Source organism: Spirosoma gilvum (assembly GCF_054776815.1).
In genome coordinates this window covers 82,548-100,819 of sequence record NZ_BAAHBH010000021.1, presented here as the reverse complement: position 1 = coordinate 100,819, position 18,272 = coordinate 82,548, and the positions used below count along the sequence as shown (strand labels likewise).

The window sequence follows — 18,272 nt, the reverse complement described above, 5'->3', positions numbered from 1 at the left end:
TGAGGCAGGTTGCTTACGCGTTACGCACCCGTTTGCCACTGACCTTGCGGCCCGTTCGACTTGCATGTATTAGGCCTGCCGCTAGCGTTCATCCTGAGCCAGGATCAAACTCTCCATCGTAAATATTGTTTGTCACTTACCCTCTAAAAAGAAGAGTGACGATGTTGTTCAACCGGGATGCGAACATCCCCAGGTTGAGTCGTATTGTGCTGTCAGTTTGTCAAAGAACTTGCCGCCTGACCCATTGGTCGAGCGTGGTGAGAAGTAGTATTTAAGTGCTTCTCGATGTTTGGGAGTGCAAAGGTACGTCCCTTTTTGCGGTTTGTCAAGTGAAATCTGAAAATATTTTTTTGACTTGATTTTCAGGGTGTTGCACTTAACTGACTGATTAGCAGGCCATTGCCTTCTTATTCAGCCCCATTTCTTTCGATTTGGGACTGCAAAGGTAGGGCCTTTTTCCACCCTTGTCAAGACCCTTTTCCAAAATAATTGAGGGCCTACCAAACAATATTCGGTAAGCCCCCCACTATCAACCACTTAGTAGAAATAAAATTTTTAAACTTTTTTCAAAAGATGATTTTTCTTGCCTTTCGACACCAGGATATACCGCCCTTGTAGCCATTCTAACGCTACTGGAGCCATCGGATCAGACACTTTTATTTTATTTAAACTTACCGCATTTTGTGAAATAGCCCGACGAGCTTCACCTTTCGATGCGTAGACTTCACCCCGGCTGGCTACCGACAGCAAATCCGTAATGTCCTTGCAGCTGGCTAGTTCATCAACCGTCACTTCTGTTTGCGGTACTCCTTCGAAAATAACGTCAAATTCATGAGGCTCTATGGAGCGTAATGTATCGAGCGTTGCCTTCCCAAATAAAACTTCTGACGCTTTCACGGCCAGATCATAGCCAGCCTGCGAATGCACTCGAATGGTAACGTCTTTAGCAATTGCTTTTTGCAAAATACGTAGGTGTGGCGCTTCGGTATGTTGTTGTTCCAACGCTTCGATTTCTTCTTTAGATAGGAGCGTGAACACACGAATAAACCTTGGGCAATCTTCATCCGTTGCATTAAGCCAGAATTGGTAGAACTGATACGGTGACGTCATAGCAGGGTCGAGCCATACGTTTCCTCCAGCCGACTTACCAAACTTTGTTCCGTCTGCTTTTGTGATCAACGGCGTTGTCAAGGCATAAGCAAGATGCTCTTCCGAAGCATCAGCCGATCCGCTTTCCTTCCGTCGGATGAGTTCAGTGCCGGTTGTAATATTACCCCATTGGTCCGATCCGCCCATTTGCAGTCGAACGCCTTTATTCTTGTAAAGCCAATAGAAATCGTATCCCTGAAGGAGTTGGTAGGAAAATTCCATAAATGACAAGCCTGTTTCCAGCCGCTTTTTTACGGAATCTTTAGCCACCATATAATTAACGGTGATATGCTGGCCTGCTTCCCGTAAAAAATTCAGGAATGACATCTCCTTGAACCAGTCATAATTATTCACCATTTCGGCCGCATTCTCGCCCGAATCAAAATTGAGAAAACGAGTCAGTTGAGCCCGTATTCCTTCCTGATTGCGACGTAATGTTTCTTCGGATAAATAATCGCGCTCCGTTGAACGGCCAGATGGGTCGCCAATCATTCCGGTGGCTCCTCCGACTAAGGCAAACGGTTTATGTCCGGCTCGTTGTAGGTGTACCAGCAGCATGATGGTGGCCAAGTTACCAATATGTAGTGAGGCCGCTGTGGGGTCAAAGCCGATATAACCGGCTATCATTCCTTTTTGTAATTGTTCTTCAGTGCCGGGGGTCATGTCGTTCAACATACCTCGCCAGCGAAGTTCTTCGATAAAATTCATAAAGAGCGAAAGAGTGAAAGAGCGAAAGAGCGGTTTGAGAAGGCGTTTAGTATCCGCTCTTTCACTCTTTCGCTCTTTCGCTCTTTAAATTCGTTTACAAAATTAGTGGTTTATGGTAAAAGGAGCGACGAATCGCCGTAACTCAGGAAGCGATAGTCGTTTTGTAAGGCTTCTTTATAGACCCGTTTCCAGTCATCACCGATAAGAGCGGCAATAAGTAGAATGAGCGTTGAACCGGGTTGATGAAAGTTGGTGATAATTCCCTTACACAACTTAAGTACATAGCCGGGTGTAATATAGATCCCTGTATGGGCAACGAGTGCTTCCTGCTGCGTCTCGATCAGGTGCTGCAACACAGCTGTCAACGATGCCTCTACAGCAGGTTGATCAGCTATCGGAAGCTGGTACGCATACAGTTGGTCAAGCCGAAACGGGTCAGGCTCTCCATTGATTAACCTGGCTCCCATCCAGTATAGGCTTTCCAGCGCCCTCATGGAGGTAGTACCAACCGGAATAATCTTCCCAACATGCTGAAGCAGGTTTCGCAGGTTTTGCTGCGTATAGACGACCTGCTCAGTATGCATATGATGTTGCCGGATATTTTCCGTTTTGATGGGCTGAAACGTCCCAGCGCCTACATGCAAGGTCAGGTAGTCATGCTCTATCCCTTGCTGAATCAGGTTATCAAACACAGCAGGTGTAAAATGCAGTCCGGCGGTTGGCGCAGCCACAGCTCCCTCCTGTTTTGAATAAACGGTTTGATAGGTGTCTCGGTCTGCCTCAGTCGGGTCGCGTTTCAGATACGGCGGCAACGGAATTTCGCCCGCATAGTGAATGACTTGGGCAAATGATAGTTCGGCTGGTTGCCAACTGAGCTGAACCAGTGATTGGTCATAATCATACCAACTGGCCATAATCTCTACCCCAGGCCCGACGCCCTCTGCCCCATGCAAGACCAGCGTTTCATCGGGCTTCCAGCGTTTCCGATTGCCAATCATGCCCTGCCAGATAGCCGAACTAGTCGCTTCCATTGCCTGTGTAATCGGTAAGTCGTTCGGATACGGGCTCAACAAAAACAGTTCGATAACTGCACCGGTAGATTTTGTAAAATGCAACCGGGCCGGAATGACTTTGGTATTATTGAAAACCAGAAAACTGTCCTTCGGCATCAATGCAGGCAGGGAGGAAAACTGCTCATGTGTTAGCTGACCACTGCGATAAACGAGAAGCTTTGATGCATCACGCTGTGCTAGCGGGAAACGGGCAATTCGCTCATCGGGCAGATCGTACTGAAACTGGCTCAGCAACAACTCCTTGGGTTCAGTCATCATGGCCGGGTTTCATGAACAAGCGAACGGGTAGCCCAACCAATACCGCAATAAGAATAACTGTACTGACCGGCAGTAACCAGGCATAATCAAAGGGCTGTAGACTTCGATCGCCCCGATTTAACAAGGATAGGACAAATAGACCTAAGGCTACTATTGTATTGACAGCCGCCATCAGGGCATAAAACCAATTGGTAAATATTTCGTTTAACTTCGAACGATGACTGGCCCAACTACCTGGATGAGGAACTGGAATCTGTGCTGTTGGCACTCGTAAAAAGAGCTTCGAAATTAACCTACCAACCGTATTAGTGATCAGAAAAATGGCTATTGAGAGGTAGAAAATAACTTCTCGATTGATGGTTTGAATGGGCTGCTTAAGATCATCGAACCGAACAGCGACCTCTTCGGGATACGAGATATAACTGGCAAATAAAGAACCTACAAAACCGATAATGGACAAAATACGCCATGCCCGGACAAAAAAAGTACCTGCGTTCATGTAAAAGAGTGAAAGAGCGATAGAGTGAAAGAGCGGGCCGCCGAAGCGATGAATAAGCCCTCCTCTTGAATCGACTCGTTAAAATCAGGGGGCAAAGGTAAGGCTGGAATGGGTGAAATCCGTTAGTTTCGTTCCCTCGAATCGTAGAACAATCTGACTCATGGCTTCTCCAACCAACACATTTTTCTCGCACGAGGCTATAACCGCTCTTTCACTCTATCACTCTTTCGCTCTTTACATACGATGAAGATTTACACAAAAACGGGGGATAAAGGGCAAACAGGGCTTATTGGGGGGCGGAGGGTTAGCAAGGCCGACTTGCGAATTGATGCCTATGGCACGATTGATGAACTGAACGCCTGGATTGGCCTGGTACGTGATCAGCCAGTAAATGAGAATCGGAAAGGATTATTAAAGGAAATTCAGGATCGGCTGTTTACGGTTGGCGCTGAACTGGCTACCGACCCCGAAAAGGCTACTAAACGCGCTATACCTGTTATTGTACCCGAGGATATACTGGCTCTTGAACAGGCGATGGATGGAATGGATGCCGAACTCCCTGAACTGCGGGCCTTTATACTGCCTGGGGGCCATCAGGCGGTATCGTTCTGTCATCTGGCCCGGACCGTTTGCCGACGGGCAGAGCGACTCGTGATTGCTCTCCATGAACAATCGCCGGTTGATGAGCAGGTACTTCAATACATTAATCGATTATCCGATTACTTATTTGTATTAGGCCGAAAAATGGCACAGGAATTGAACGCTGAAGAGGTGGCCTGGAAACCCAGAATCTAATCTTTTTCGACCACTGAAAAAAAAGTTGTCTTGACAACTAAATTTAGTGGATCTAATTTTTTAGCTTTGCCGCAGCCTGATGTTCAGCAGGCTAGCTCAAAACCACAAGCTGTTATGACGACGGACGTATTGCAAATTGAACTGCGGAAAGCGGAACGCTCCCGCCTTCAGGAGGTAGATTTTAATCATCTGCCTTTCGGAAAACATTTCTCGGATCACATGTTCGTGGCCGATTTTGTCGATGGTGAATGGAAGAACCAGATGATTGTGCCATTCGACAATTTTACCCTAAGCCCTGCTCTGTCGTCACTACATTATGGTCAGTCGATTTTCGAGGGGTTAAAAGCATTTAAAAATGATGCCGGTGAGGTGCTGATGTTCCGGCCACATGCCAATTTTGAGCGGATGAACGAATCGGCTCGTCGGATGTGCATGGCTACGCTATCCGAAGAGGTATTCATGGGTGGTCTGGAAGCGCTACTGCGTATTGATGCGGGCTGGGTTCCCAACACGCCAGACAGTTCACTCTATATACGGCCGTTTATGTTTGCGACCGACACCTATCTGGGTGTTGCTCCATCAAAAACGTACCGGTTCTGCATTTTCACTGGGCCAGTTGGCGCTTACTACACCAATCCACCTAAACTGAAAGTTGAAACCGAATACATTCGTTCGGCTCCGGGTGGAGTTGGCTATGCGAAATGTGCTGGCAATTATGCCGGGTCAATGTACCCAACCATGATGGCTCAGCAACAAGGCTACGACCAGTTGATCTGGACTGATGCCCGTGAGCACAAATACATTGAGGAGTCGGGTACCATGAACATCATGTTTGTGATCGACGGTAAACTGGTAACCCCAGCCACATCGGATTCGATCCTGAAAGGGGTTACCCGCGATACCATCATCCAGATTGCCCGCAGTTGGGACGTACCGGTTGAAGAACGTAAGGTATCGATTGAGGAAGTGATCAGTGGTATTGAAACCGGTCGGTTGACAGAGGCTTTTGGAGCTGGTACAGCCGTAGTGGTATCGCCTTATTCACTCATCGGTTACAATGGCAAAGACCATATGCTGCCGGAGTTTGCTCCTGAAGACTCGTTTGCTGTTCGCGTAAAAAATTATCTAACCGACTTACGGACTGGTAAAATCGCCGATCAGTTCGGCTGGGTATACAAGGTGTAATCAATCGCTTTTTTATCCATAGAAAAGACGCCTTAAAATAAGCAGAGGAAGTACGAAATCACAGAGTAGGCTTTGTGTATTTTGTGCTTCCTCTGCTTATTTTAATTATAATCGAATCCATTCTGTGAAATCGATCACCACGGCTTTCCTCGTACTTTTTACCTGTGTACAGACAATCGGCCAGCCAACTCGGTCAATCAAACGCTACTTCGGTTTGCATTTTGATTTTCATGCGACGAAAAACGATACGACAATTGGTAAAAACCTTTCTGAACAGTCACTCGATTCACTGCTAATCGCTGTTAAGCCGGATTTTATTCAAGTGGATTGCAAAGGCCATGCGGGCATCAGCAGCTATCCCTCGAACGTACCAACAGCAACACCATCCAGAAGTATCACCGGCGACCCGCTGGCTTTTTACCGACGTGTTACCCGCAAACATGGCGTCGATCTGTATCTGCATTATTCGGGTGTTTACGACGACGCAGCTATTGCCAAACACCCCAACTGGGCAGCACGAAAAGCAGATGGCTCAATTGATCGGTCAAAAACCTCCGTTCATGGGCCTTACGCAGATTCGCTGCTGACTCCGCAACTGAACGAGTTGGCCAGCTATGGTGCCGACGGCGTTTGGGTCGATGGCGAATGCTGGGCGACCATACTCGATTACTCGCCAACGGCGCTCCGTCGGTTTCGCGAATCAACAGGAATAACTACGATACCACGCTCCGAAAAAGATCCTGGCTACGTAGCCTTTCGGGAATTTGCCCGCCAGTCCTTTGTGCAATACATAGATAAATATGTCAACGGAGTACATCAGCAACACCCAACCTTTCGCATTGCTTCGAACTGGGCGTATTCCTCTATGATGCCAGAGCCAGTTAATACGAATATAGATTACCTGTCGGGCGATCTGACGCCGGGAAATAGTGTTAACTCAGCCGCTTTGGAAGGGCGAATTCTGGCTGCTCAGAGTCAATTGTATCGAAAACCCTGGGATATAATGTCGTGGAGTTTTTGGTACACTTTCAACCCAAATCGACAGGGTGACCAGAAATCAGCCGTTCATCTGATGCAGGATGCGGCCCAGATTCTTTCGCTGGGTGGCGGTTTTCAAGCCTATTACCAGCAAAGTCGCACGGGGGCTATTCCATTGCGTGAACTGTCAATCATGACCGAACTCAGCCGGTTCGTTCGGGCGCGGCAGCCATTTTGCGAAGGCACTACCCCTATTCAACAAGTGGCGGTGGTGTATGCCAATTCAACCGTTCGGGCGTTCAATCAATCGCTTTTTGGCAACGGACAAACCAGTCGGATCAATGGCGTACTGACCGCCTTGCTCGATGCGCAATTTCCCGTCGAAGTGCTCTCCGAACAGCATTTACAGGGGCGTATGCATGAGTACCCGCTCATTGTGCTCTCGCAACAGGATTCACTCAGTCCAAACTTCCGACGAGCTTTGCTCGACTATGCACAACAAGGCGGACATTTGCTCATCATTGGCGCCCGGAATACGCAGCAATTTGCCACCGAACTTGGCATAACGACGGGAGCTATTCAAAAGTCATCAACTCCCAAAACCATCTTGTTGAACGGTAAAACACTGATGCTCACGGGCCCATTTCTGCCCGTTTGGATTGCCAGTAAGACGACCCATCCGATTGCGCAATTTCTGGCATCAGAAGCCAACGAGCCCATTGGCGGTGTAGTGGCCTCCGAAACGTCGATGGGCAAGGGAAAGCTAACGGCGATCTATGCTGACCTTAGTGCTGATTATCGCATTCATCAATCTTCAGCTTTACGGAATTTCGTCGCTTCATTGGCCAGACCGTCATTACCCAATCCACTCGTTGAGGTTAGTGGCTCTCATTTGGTACATGTTGTGCTGGGAAAACAACATAATCGCTTGACGGTGAACTTGGTCAATACTGGAGGCCGTCATGCTGACCCACAGGTGTTTACGTACGATGAGGTGCCACCGCTTATCAATTTAGTTGTTCGCCTACGCACTGATCGGAAGCCGAAACGAATTGTTCAGCAGCCCGAAAATAAGCGATTATCGGTTCAGTATGCCAATGGTGTTGCCACCGTAACAGTACCCCAACTAGCTCTTCATTCGGTATTAGTTGTGGATTAATTGAAATTAAATTCGTCTACTATTTTGCCAGATAAATACCATTTGCTTATTTAGGCAAACATTCTATCTACCGCTATGAAAATCTGGTTTATTTTGTTGCTGTTCATCGGCTGGTCGCCAAAGTTATACAGTCAGTTTACAGTGTATCAGAATGAAAGCGGTCAGGTCTTTACTACGTTTGACACCTACTCAAGCGGTATCAACGCCAGTGCCCGAACGCAGACAACGTATCAGGGTAGCCCGTTTCTAACCTATCCGGTCTGGCAGCCCGGTACTGTGCTGCTGGATAAACATGGAAAACAGGTCGACGCCGAGCTGGCCTATAACCTGGTGACGAATGAAGTGCTTTATCGATTTCCGGGCGACTCCACAGTTAAAATCATTACTCCAGAAACGTTCACTATAAACTCGGATCGTTTTATTCATCCTCAGGGCACCGTATCCGCCACCAATTTCCGGCCTTACCTACTGGTGCTGTCTGACGGAAAAACCAAACTATTAAAAGGAATTACTCGACACCTTAGAGCCTATGGTAGGCTTGATAGCTACAGAAAGGACATTTATACGACTGGTGCTTATATTACCAAAATCGATTATTACATTCAGAAAGGGGAAGCCAAACCTGAGCTGATTAATCTGGCCAAGAGTAATACCATTCTGGCTGTTCTGTATGAACAGGCCGACAAACTTAAAGCTCAATTACCCGCTAAGACGCTTACACCTGAGGCACTCATCGACGTTCTGGGGTACTATAATCGTCTGATGGAGGGCGACCGCACAACTAAATCGCCATTGATGGCCAATCCTACCTTTATCCAGGTACTCCATCAAAAAATTACCTATCCGGCTTTTGCGCAAAATCAGGGCATATACGGGCGGGTTTATGCTGGCTTCGACATTAATAATCAGGGGCAAATTACAAACGTAATCATTCTGAGCCCCGACAATGCGGGTTTCCGGTTCGATTTGGTTGTAAAAAATGCACTGGCGAATATGCCACCCGTCAACTTTGAGCTTCAGGGCAGTTATATTTTGCCGGTTGCCTTTATCCTCACCAATACGAAGGAGTCGAGCGAGCCGCACATTCCGGTCAATCAACTGGCTGATGACCGCCTTGCGGGTAAAACGGTGCTGGAAGAATTTACCGTAAAAACGACCATTTCGAAACCCGGTATCTCATCGCGTGAAGTGTGGGGCTATTACAAATAACCCCTAACCTTGCTAGATAAGCTATTTTGCCGAAGCAGTAGCTGATCTATCGCCAACGGCCATCTTGATTTTCAGGCCAAAATCCTTGCCTTTCGACACGTCTTTCATGGTTACTGAAATTCCTTTCGGGCTCATCCATTGACCCTCATTTTTGCCAGGTTTTGGCGTTCCGTAATGAGCGGTAAAATAGGATTCCAGTTCTTTCTGGTAGGCCGTCACCGATTCACGATTGTTCAAAAATAAGTCTACATCAATGGCCGACACTTTTTTGGCCGTTTGATAGTAGAGCATATCGGCCGATTCAAGGTTCTTGAACTCAATGGTGTAACCGACGTGGTCAGCGTCATTCTCGAAGGGCTCGCCTTTTTCAGCTCCTTTAACCTTTTCAAAATCATCACCCAGATTAATGCCGCGCCAATCGCTATCGGGCGTCAGTCCTAGTTCGGCCAGCCGATCAGTGATCACCACGTCGGTAGCTGATTGTGACGAAGCCGTTGATGCAGTCGTGTCGGCCGTTTGCGTACTCGTTTGTTGGCGATTTTTGCAGGCTTGCTGCGTGAGCAATAAGGAAATACTGAGAAGAAGTAGAGCTGTTTTTTTCATATACTGATGCGGGTGGAACCCGAAATGGTGGTTTATTAGCGGGTTTCCACCCGCATTACACTAGCTCACCCGTTTATCATGCAACAGCATATCGACAGCGTCGCTGAGTGAACCGGCACGGGTAACCTGACCGGAGTTGATGAAAAAGATCTCATCAGCGCTTTCGATGGTATTCAGGCGATGCGCGATAATAATTCGGGTGGTTGTTTCGGGCAAATTCTGTAAAATCTCTTCCAGCAGTTGTTCGGTTACGGTGTCGATGTTGGCGGTTGCTTCGTCCAGAATGAGTAGTTCAGGATTACGTAATACAACCCGAATGAACGCAATCAATTGCTTCTGACCCAGGCTAATAGTATCACCGGTTGTCTGCACTTTGGTTTCCAGCCCTTCGTCGAATCGCTCCAGCAGTCCTTCCAGGTTGGCCTGCCGAATCACCTCCGTTAATTGTTCATTGGAGTACTGTCGATATTGTTCGTTGCCATACAGAATGTTTTCCCGAACGGTTCCGGTAAACAGAAATGGCTCCTGCAAAATGAATCCGATTTTCCGCGTCCGTTCTTCAGCGCTGTAGGCCCGAATGTCTTTGCCATCGAGCAATACGGTTCCGCTGCTTGGGTCGTATAAGCGGGCAATGAGCGAGGCAGTAGTGGTTTTGCCACCACCCGTAGGCCCTACCAGTGCATAGGTTTTCCCACGCTCCAGCGTAAAACTGATATTATGCAGTACTTCGTGGCCGTTGGGATAACCAAACGACACATTCTGAAACGACAGTAGTGATGAAGTCGGCAGTATAAGCGGGTTTTCTACAGGTTGTAAATTGGTTTGCAGGGCCAGCAAATGCGAGATTCGATCCCAGCCTGCCAAAGCCGTTTGGAAGTTAGCCCACAAGGCAGCCAGCTGCCGAAGCGGATTATAAAAATTCGTAACGTACGATAGAAAACTGATGAGCAAACCCACCGTAAACTGGTGAACCGAAATCAGGTAAATACCAAATGTGAGCACAATCAATTGTCCCATACTGGCTGCGAAGCTATATACGGGCATGAACACGTTATTGGCCAATCCAGCGCCGATGGCTGTCTGATAATTCTGTTGGTTAGCCTCTTCAAAACGTTTGCGAAAATAATCGCGCCGATTGAAGGCAATAATAACCTTAAAATTGGTCAGGCTCTCCTGGATTTCTGCGCTCAGGCTACCTATACTTTTTAGGTTGGTGGCATTCTTACGTTTCACCCAGGCCGAAGTTGCCTGCGTAAAAATCAGGATCAGGATCGTTGGGGATAATGTAGCAGCACCCAGTTTTAGATTAATGGAAAGCAGAAAAATACCCGCACCGATCATGGTAAAAATGCTACCCATGAACTGCATCAACGACTGTGAAAAAAACTGATTTAGCTTATCGGTATCGTTATTAATGCGCGAAATCAAATCCCCGGCTTTATTCTGATTAAAAAACGCGACGGGCAATTCCTGCAATTTGCTAAATACAGCATTACGAAGCCGGAATAATGTCCGCTGCCCAACCTCACCCATTAGTCTCGTTTGCAGATAGTTCGTACCAAAGGTGACGATATACATCCCAAACAATACTCCTCCATACAAAAGTAGTCTCTGATATTGTTTGGTTTGAATGTACCGGTCTACAGCACGACCTACCAATACGGGCCCTAACATGCTAAGACTCGAATTGATGAGGAGCGCTAAAAAGGCCAGAATCAGCGTTTTTCGCTCGTCTTTGATGAGTGTCAGTAGTTTACGAAGCGCCTTATAGGTAGCGTTTTTCTCTTCCTTCTGCCCAACAAACTGGTTAAGATCGTAATTCATACTGGTTTGTACTCCGCTGCGATTGATAGATCTGAACGTATTCGGGGCTGATGGCCATTAACTCCTGATGGTTGCCTTTATCAATGATTTCACCTTCCATGAGCAAAATAATTTGCTCGTAATTTTCAACAGCGGCAATCTTCTGCGTCACCGAAATCAGCGTCATACCGGGGTAATTCGTCTGCACATTGGCCAGGATTTTTTGCTCCGTATTGGCATCAACCCGCGCCGTAAAATCGTCCAGCAACAATACTTTCGGGTTCAGTGCAAGTGCCCGAGCCAGCATAATGCGCTGTTTCTGTCCGCCCGACAAACTACTTCCTCGTTCTGATACAACTGTTTCCAGCTTATCGGGCAGCGAATCAACGAAATCCTGCAATTCAGCCGTAGCAATGGCCTTATTCATCGACTCCTCGGTGACGGCTTCGTTGAAGGCAATGTTCTCGCGTAGACTCAAATTAAAAATAATACTGTCCTGAAAGACAAACCCAACCTGCTGATGGAAAACGTCTTCATCGTAACTATCAATCGGTTTTCCGTCATAATTCACGCTACCGTCTGTAGGCTTAATGAGTCCTGTCAGCAGAAATAGAAGCTGACTTTTTCCTGCCGCCGTTGGTCCAACAATTGCCGTTCGCGTACCGGCTTTCACGGCAAACGAAATCTCTCTCAATACGGGCTTATCACCATAATAAACTGATACATCCTGTAACGCTACATCGCCTGTCAATGTAGCATCGACAGTCCCGTTCCGTACCGTTTCTGGAGCTTGCAATACTTCATTTACACGCTGATACGAAGCAGATGCCTGAGCAATCACGTTGCTCATAAATCCGATGATAATAATTGGGAATATTAACAAGGCCAGATAGCTGCTAAAGGCCGCAAAATCTCCCAGCGACATCTGATCCGTGATAACAAAATGGCCACCCAGTATCAGAATAGTCAATCCTGCCATACTAGCGGTAAACGAGATCACGGGAATCAGTGTCGCAAACAAGCGTAAAATGGAAATTCCCAGATCTTTGGAATTCGTGTTGGCTGCCAGAAACTTATCATACTCAAGCTGTTGCGAATTAATAACGCGAATCAAGGCTGAGCCGAGGATGCTTTCGTTAATGACTTTATTGAGCCAATCGATGACTTCACGGCTTTTAATGAACAGCACGCGTACTTTTTTCAGGACCAGGTAAAAGGTGATACCAATAATCGGTACAATGGCCAGGACTGCCAACGCAAGTTGCCACTTGATCGTGAACAGTAAAATGCTGGTTCCGATAATAAGGCACAACGATGAAGCAATTGAAACCAGCGCTTGAGAAACAAACGTCTTAACGGAATCAATATCCGACGTCAGGTTCGTTAATAGTTTCGATGGATTGGCTTTCTGAATGTAGGCAAAGCTCTGCCGTGAAATCTTGTCTGCTAATTGCGTACGAAGATCTTTCGCGACCCGTTCCGATGCGCGCGTTTGTACGATGCTTTGCAGGTAGGAAAATACGAAAATAAACGAAGCTGCTCCTATAAACTGAATCAGTGTTGTTTTCAGCACAAAATGCCCTGCGCTGTACGCATCAATCGACTGAGCGATGATCATGGGCAGCACCAGGTTGATGCCGTTGCTGGCCAGTGCCAGGAAGATCAGCAAAAAAATCGTTCTGGAATAGGGTTTTAGTAGACCCAACAACGGAGATGGTGCCCTCTTTGCCGCTTCTTTTTTTTGAACAGGTTGGCTCATAGATAGCCTTGGGTGAAGGATGCGGCAAAGGTAGCAAAAAGCGTATCGGTTTGGGGTTAAAAATTTCAGGTTGGCTAACGCCACATGCAGCGTCGGCCAACCTGAAATATTTACTCTGTTTACTTCTTGTCGCCCGCTTTTGGTTCTACCACTTTGGACACATCAACAATTTTGGTAGCCTTACCCGTTTTTCGCTCTTCAATCTGTTCCAGCAGTTGCAGTCCCATCAGCCCATTCAGTGAGCCATCGGAACCGTTACCTGCCCCATTGATAATAATGTCGGGGATGACGCGGATTTGCCCTTTACCAATTTCTTCGGTGATTTTGAAGCGGGTAAAGTTTTCGTCGCCCATTGCCCGCACTTGCAATTCATAGGCTTCGGCCGTCGATCGACCAATGGCCAGAATTTTCTCGGCTTCGGCATTACCCGTTTTGGCAATTCGTTCGGCTTCGGCATCAGCGGTAAGTTTGGTGGCCTCGGCATCAGCTGCCGCCTGACGTCGACGTGCTTCAGCGTTGGCTTCAGCCCGAATTTTCGTGGCTTCGGATTCGGCCGCTACCTGTAGTTTCAGACTGCGGGCTTCGCCTTCCGATTTTTTTACGGCGGCATCGGCCGTACGCTGGGCAATTTCGACGCTTTGTTGTGCCTTCACCACTTCCCGCTGAATATCGGCCAGGGCCGTTTCGCGTTCCATGCCCTGCCGTTTTTCCTGCGCCATCCGTTGGGTTTCGTAGGTTTTTTCCTCCTCCTGGGCAATTTTCCGATCGGTCAGGGTTTTCATCAGGCTATCGGGCGGCACAATGTCACCGATCAGCGTATCGACGGCGTTCACGTTATACACTTCCAGTACGGCGCGGATATGCTCGCGAGCGGCTTCCTGCCGTTCTTTCCGGGTGCTCAGGAAGGCAATCACGTCGGAGTCCTGGGCCGAGTTACGGAAATAGTTACCGATGGTTGGTTCCAGCACCTGCGATACCAGGTTGGTCATGCTACCAAAACGGGCAATCACTTTCGGAGCCTCGGCCGATGGAATGTGAATGATCTGAGCCACGTCGAGGTTGAACGGGAAACCGTCTTTCGAGCGAACTGTAATGGTCGAGAGATTACGGTCGAGAGCGTGGGCTTCCGTTCGGGCGTTGGCCCAGTTGAGTACCAGGTTTGTGGTGGGTACACCTTCTACTTTCATAGTGTAGGTGTTGATCGGATATTTACCCGGCCCCAGAGGTTCCATCCAGACACCCCGGAATCCCTTCCGGACGATGTTACCGTGTTTAAACGATTCGCCGGTCAGGTCTTCGCCATCCTCGCCGATGTACGAGATCACGACGCCCACATGTCCAATCGGCACCTCGGTCATCGGAATTTCTTCGATCTGTATGGCCCATGGATTGATGTAGTACGAACCAGCCAGTACCACTTGAGGTTGTAACCCCCGATTACCGCCATGCTTTAGAAAGCTATCGACATCCTGGAAGTTATTATGCCCTTCTACGTTTTTACCGGCAATTTGCCCCGGCTGTAAGGGAGCGCCATCGAGCGTTGTAATGATTCCGACCATATTTTCCCGAATCACGGTCATGTCGGCAATAGTAATCGTAAACGCGAATGTATTGATCCGGTAGGTGCCCGGTGTCAGCATAGCCGTTTGACGCCCTTTCTGCCCGCCACTGCTCAGAAAGCGTTCGGTATCCTGAAAATTGTCACAATCGACCCGGCGAGCCAGAATGTTACCCGTTGGTAATTCAGCCCCATCATTCGACAGCACCAAGCCGATTCTCCCTTCGGGGATAACCGTAAAAGGCTGCATCGTAATGCCATATTGCCAGGGCCACATCCACCAGTACAAACCTGGCGCTAAGGTTTGTGCCTGATAACCGGCTTCACCTTTTGTAGCAATGATACGCCCATCGGGCAAGCCTTTATCGGTACCAACGAGTACATATTTTTTCGTGACCAGACCAATGCGGTCTTCCGGCACAATGACCATACCGAACAGAAAGCGAAGTACTAATTTGTAGAGTACAACAGCCATAAAGAGCAGGACTACCCAGCCCCACGTCGACACAAGCGGTAAAAATTCCATGAATAAAATGGTGTTAAATGGTTAAGAAATGAAATGTAAGTGGAAATACGTCAGAGTCGAATGACTCATTTAGCGATCGGAGAATGAAGACGTTAGGTCTACATTGGCGTAGTGATTTGACTGTCAGATTGACGGGTCAAATGTAGAAATACAGGGCGTTTCTGTGTATCAGAAATCGGATGATTGGTTACGCCAGGGCCGGACTGGACTGGGGAATTGATGAGCGGCTAATAGAAGCAAGCACAATAATGTGCGGAGTAGCCGATGCGGATAATCGGCTATTAGCAAGAGTCGATAGGCTTACCTGCCATCCCAGTGAGCGGGATGAAACCACTCCTCCACTAATCGTGGTGGCTGGGTAGTTTCCCCGTTGATGATGTATTGATTTGACTTAGCATCATACGAATAATAGCCCATCCACTCCTGCGTATGGGTAGCCATCCATTCCAGCGCATCCAGTATAAACGTCAGCTCGGCATCGGTCATAGTTGGGTGAAGCGATAGCCGTACCCAGCCGGGCTTGCTCAACATGTCGCCCGCCTGAATCAACTGCAAAAGCTGCGCCGAGCGCTCCTGATCGACTTGCAGCAGCCAATGTCCATAGGTACCCGCGCAGGAACACCCACCACGAGTCTGAATACCGAACCGATCATTCAACAATTTGACAGCCAGTTGATAATGAACGCCTTCGACCAGAAAAGAAATAATACCGAGCCGCTCTTTTTGACGACCTTCCAGCACATGAATCTTCGGAATGGTTGCCAGACGCTCAAATGCCCGATGGAGTAGTTCTTTTTCCCGCTTCAGCATATTATCGACACCCATAGCCTCCTTCAGGCGAATACACATGGCTGCTTTGATGCCCTGTAATATGGGCGGAGTACCCCCATCTTCCCGCTGTTCAATATCGGTGACGTAGGCATGGACCTGCCAGGGATTGCTATAGACAACAGTACCTCCGCCGGGTTGGTCTGGTATGTGATTTTTATAGAGCTTCTGATTAAATACCAGCACACCAGCGGCACCGGGTCCACCCAGAAATTTATGGGGCGAAAAGTAAATCGCATCTAAATGAGCACCTTCTTCGGGTGGGTGCATGTCGATGGTGACATAAGGGGCCGAACAGGCAAAATCAACAAAACAGTAGCCATCGTACTCATGGATTAATTTGGCAATGGCCTGATACGGGGTTTGAATCCCGGTTACGTTCGAGCAGGCGGTAACGGCCGCTATTTTCGTTTTTCGACCCCGGTATCGGTTCAGTAATGTTCTGAAATACGCCAGATCGACATTACCCTGTTCATCTGGTGGAATAATTTCGACGGTTGCGATGGTTTCGAGCCAACTGATCTGATTACTGTGATGCTCCATATAGCTTATAAAAACCACGGGCCTCAGTGCTTCGTCGATAGTCAGGTATGATTCTATAATCGAACGACCCGTATCAGAATGGCTAGTCTTATTCAGGTAATCGACTATGCGATCCGGCAACCGTAGGCCCAGGATCCGCTGCAACTTGGTAACGGCCGACGTCATGCCACTCCCACAAAAAAGCAACCGATCCTCAGTATCGGCATGAACATGCTGCTTAATAATTTGCCGGGCCGTTACGTACGCATGCGACATCAGGCTTCCCGTCAACGTCGTTTCGGTATGCGTGTTGGCCAGAAAAGGCATAACTTGTGTTTGCAGACATACTTCGATAGGGCCATAGGCTCGGCCACTGGCCGTCCAGTCGGCATAGAGCAGTTTTTGCTGGCCAAACGGCGACTCAAAATGTTGGTCCCGCCCGATGATGTTTCGGCGAAAAGGCGCAAAGAAATCCGCTAATGTACTTTCCATACATTATCCTGAGTACACTGTAATAAAAGCCTTTGAGTGTTTTCTGTCATTCAGACCGGGACGCGTAGTCGATGGCGGACTCTTCTTCCACGGTCTGAGTCCTCACAGAACGCTTATGCGCCAGCCCGATTTGCCTGCCGGACGAACGGTCTGTGAGGACTCAGACCGTGGGGTAATGCTAGATGACTACGTTTACATTACCCTGAATAGGTGTGAACAGATTAGGTCAGTTGACCGTGTTTATTTGGCCGCAGTCTCCGAGCGGGAGTTTCTAAACATATTGTGGGGCTTTTTACTAAACTGGTCGTTAAACAGAAAGGCGGTCAGCGTGATATACGCCACAAAACCCAATACGACCAGCCACTGAGTCCATGAGGTTTTCTGAATGGGTTGTCTGTCTTTCCGTTCGCATACCTCGCCGGGACAGTACTGGGCTTTTTCCTGATAAACCATCCGATAGAAACTACATCCCAGACAAATCCCAAACGCTGTTTCGAAGAAGAGAAAGATCAGACAGATCAGGCAAACCAGACCTGTTATAGGACTATAGGCATTGACAACCACCAACAGCATGAACATCGTGCTGGAAAGAACGATACCAATAATCCAGGCAAATTTCTTTTGTTTCGCCCCTACGTATTCAGGGACCTGGTTCTGAACAATCAAACGGCCGATGATTAAGGAAGGGGAAAACTTCGGATTTATGAATACCCGAACAAGCAGGTCTGCCAGAAATACGGTGAGTGTATATTTAACCAGTAAGAAGTCGCCTTTAAATAGGATAAACATCAAGGCCAAAAAGATCGTCACAAAATAAAGTCCGGCGGCTGCTCTGATTTCGCGTTCATTGAGTACCGGAATATTGTATCCTTCTACCTGTTCGCCAAAGGCAATGATCGGTTTCATGAGTTTTTCGATTGGCTAATGGTTTAAAACGGTTCAGGTACAGCCTTTGCCCTGATGTTCATGACGATCTAAAAGTAGATAGGGGCAAAGACGCAGAAAAAAAATTGTGATAACTGTCCGTTTCGCCTACATAACTGGACGATTTTCCCTGAAATCGGCTTAAGGCTTACAAACCAGTACGTTTCGGACAGAAACCACACTCATCTGGTCTTACAGGCGATAGTCAATTCGATAGGTTGAAGCTGTTTAAACTTTCGAAAAA

General features: G+C 47.8%; 13 protein-coding genes and 1 rRNA gene. 4 read left to right on the top strand and 10 right to left on the bottom strand.

Annotation, left to right across the window (positions count from 1 at the left end; translation table 11 throughout):
* From ACYVFD_RS34350 to ACYVFD_RS34335, 4 genes are all read right to left on the bottom strand, one after another.
* A 16S ribosomal RNA gene (locus tag ACYVFD_RS34350) occupies nt 1–120 on the bottom strand; the annotation flags it as partial.
* 435 nt (nt 121–555) lie between these two features.
* The gene (tyrS, locus tag ACYVFD_RS34345; RefSeq protein ID WP_461095143.1) at nt 556–1,857 is read right to left on the bottom strand and encodes a tyrosine--tRNA ligase; all 1,302 of its coding nucleotides are present in this window, start codon (nt 1,855–1,857) and stop codon (nt 556–558) included.
* A gap of 110 nt (nt 1,858–1,967) precedes the next feature.
* Nucleotides 1,968–3,185, bottom strand: coding sequence for an S-adenosylmethionine:tRNA ribosyltransferase-isomerase (locus ACYVFD_RS34340; RefSeq protein ID WP_461095147.1), 1,218 nt, complete (start codon nt 3,183–3,185; stop codon nt 1,968–1,970).
* Nucleotides 3,178–3,687 carry a hypothetical protein gene (locus ACYVFD_RS34335; protein ID WP_461095142.1) on the bottom strand — a complete coding sequence of 170 codons (510 nt, stop codon included), beginning with the start codon at nt 3,685–3,687 and terminating at the stop codon, nt 3,178–3,180. Before ACYVFD_RS34335 ends, ACYVFD_RS34340 begins: the two co-directional genes overlap by 8 nt.
* A gap of 243 nt (nt 3,688–3,930) precedes the next feature.
* Between ACYVFD_RS34335 and ACYVFD_RS34330 the strand changes: the two genes are divergently transcribed.
* The 4 genes from ACYVFD_RS34330 (at nt 3,931) to ACYVFD_RS34315 (ending at nt 9,013) form a co-directional block, all read left to right on the top strand.
* Nucleotides 3,931–4,482 (top strand): cob(I)yrinic acid a,c-diamide adenosyltransferase, encoded by a 552-nt coding sequence (locus tag ACYVFD_RS34330; protein ID WP_461095141.1) that lies wholly within the window; start codon nt 3,931–3,933, stop codon nt 4,480–4,482.
* A gap of 114 nt (nt 4,483–4,596) precedes the next feature.
* Complete coding sequence (locus ACYVFD_RS34325; protein ID WP_461095139.1) at nt 4,597–5,667, top strand: branched-chain amino acid aminotransferase; 1,071 nt, start codon at nt 4,597–4,599, stop codon at nt 5,665–5,667.
* 124 nt (nt 5,668–5,791) lie between these two features.
* Nucleotides 5,792–7,804 carry an alpha-amylase family protein gene (locus ACYVFD_RS34320; protein ID WP_461095138.1) on the top strand — a complete coding sequence of 671 codons (2,013 nt, stop codon included), beginning with the start codon at nt 5,792–5,794 and terminating at the stop codon, nt 7,802–7,804.
* 75 nt (nt 7,805–7,879) lie between these two features.
* A complete protein-coding gene (locus ACYVFD_RS34315; RefSeq protein ID WP_461095137.1) occupies nt 7,880–9,013 on the top strand; it encodes an energy transducer TonB in 1,134 nt (377 codons plus the stop codon).
* A 21-nt stretch (nt 9,014–9,034) separates the two neighbouring features.
* On the opposite strand, the gene ACYVFD_RS34310 is transcribed toward ACYVFD_RS34315, so the two are convergent.
* From ACYVFD_RS34310 to ACYVFD_RS34285, 6 genes are all read right to left on the bottom strand, one after another.
* Nucleotides 9,035–9,616 carry a hypothetical protein gene (locus ACYVFD_RS34310; RefSeq protein ID WP_461095136.1) on the bottom strand — a complete coding sequence of 194 codons (582 nt, stop codon included), beginning with the start codon at nt 9,614–9,616 and terminating at the stop codon, nt 9,035–9,037.
* Between the two features lie 60 nt (nt 9,617–9,676).
* A complete protein-coding gene (locus ACYVFD_RS34305; protein ID WP_461095134.1) occupies nt 9,677–11,440 on the bottom strand; it encodes an ABC transporter ATP-binding protein in 1,764 nt (587 codons plus the stop codon).
* Entirely contained in the window at nt 11,424–13,178 is a 1,755-nt protein-coding gene (locus ACYVFD_RS34300) for an ABC transporter ATP-binding protein (protein WP_461095133.1), read from the bottom strand. The genes ACYVFD_RS34305 and ACYVFD_RS34300 overlap by 17 nt, the downstream gene beginning before the upstream one ends.
* Before the next feature lie 119 nt (nt 13,179–13,297).
* Nucleotides 13,298–15,262: an SPFH domain-containing protein gene (locus ACYVFD_RS34295; protein WP_461095132.1), complete on the bottom strand. Its 1,965-nt coding sequence runs from the start codon at nt 15,260–15,262 to the stop codon at nt 13,298–13,300.
* A 300-nt stretch (nt 15,263–15,562) separates the two neighbouring features.
* Nucleotides 15,563–17,104, bottom strand: a complete 1,542-nt coding sequence (locus ACYVFD_RS34290) for an aminotransferase class V-fold PLP-dependent enzyme (protein ID WP_461095130.1) — start codon at nt 17,102–17,104, stop codon at nt 15,563–15,565.
* A 240-nt stretch (nt 17,105–17,344) separates the two neighbouring features.
* Nucleotides 17,345–18,010 carry a DUF4395 domain-containing protein gene (locus ACYVFD_RS34285; RefSeq protein WP_461095129.1) on the bottom strand — a complete coding sequence of 222 codons (666 nt, stop codon included), beginning with the start codon at nt 18,008–18,010 and terminating at the stop codon, nt 17,345–17,347.
* Nucleotides 18,011–18,272: the final 262 nt, after the last annotated feature.

What these genes read in the sequence shown, in the direction of transcription:
- tyrS (WP_461095143.1), bottom strand. Translation starts at nt 1,857, where the DNA reads ATGAATTTTATCGAAGAACTTCGCTGGCGAGGTATGTTGAACGACATG.
- ACYVFD_RS34340 (WP_461095147.1), bottom strand. Translation starts at nt 3,185, where the DNA reads ATGACTGAACCCAAGGAGTTGTTGCTGAGCCAGTTTCAGTACGATCTG.
- ACYVFD_RS34335 (WP_461095142.1), bottom strand. Translation starts at nt 3,687, where the DNA reads ATGAACGCAGGTACTTTTTTTGTCCGGGCATGGCGTATTTTGTCCATT.
- ACYVFD_RS34330 (WP_461095141.1), top strand. Translation starts at nt 3,931, where the DNA reads ATGAAGATTTACACAAAAACGGGGGATAAAGGGCAAACAGGGCTTATT.
- ACYVFD_RS34325 (WP_461095139.1), top strand. Translation starts at nt 4,597, where the DNA reads ATGACGACGGACGTATTGCAAATTGAACTGCGGAAAGCGGAACGCTCC.
- ACYVFD_RS34315 (WP_461095137.1), top strand. Translation starts at nt 7,880, where the DNA reads ATGAAAATCTGGTTTATTTTGTTGCTGTTCATCGGCTGGTCGCCAAAG.
- ACYVFD_RS34310 (WP_461095136.1), bottom strand. Translation starts at nt 9,616, where the DNA reads ATGAAAAAAACAGCTCTACTTCTTCTCAGTATTTCCTTATTGCTCACG.
- ACYVFD_RS34305 (WP_461095134.1), bottom strand. Translation starts at nt 11,440, where the DNA reads ATGAATTACGATCTTAACCAGTTTGTTGGGCAGAAGGAAGAGAAAAAC.
- ACYVFD_RS34300 (WP_461095133.1), bottom strand. Translation starts at nt 13,178, where the DNA reads ATGAGCCAACCTGTTCAAAAAAAAGAAGCGGCAAAGAGGGCACCATCT.
- ACYVFD_RS34295 (WP_461095132.1), bottom strand. Translation starts at nt 15,262, where the DNA reads ATGGAATTTTTACCGCTTGTGTCGACGTGGGGCTGGGTAGTCCTGCTC.
- ACYVFD_RS34290 (WP_461095130.1), bottom strand. Translation starts at nt 17,104, where the DNA reads ATGGAAAGTACATTAGCGGATTTCTTTGCGCCTTTTCGCCGAAACATC.
- ACYVFD_RS34285 (WP_461095129.1), bottom strand. Translation starts at nt 18,010, where the DNA reads ATGAAACCGATCATTGCCTTTGGCGAACAGGTAGAAGGATACAATATT.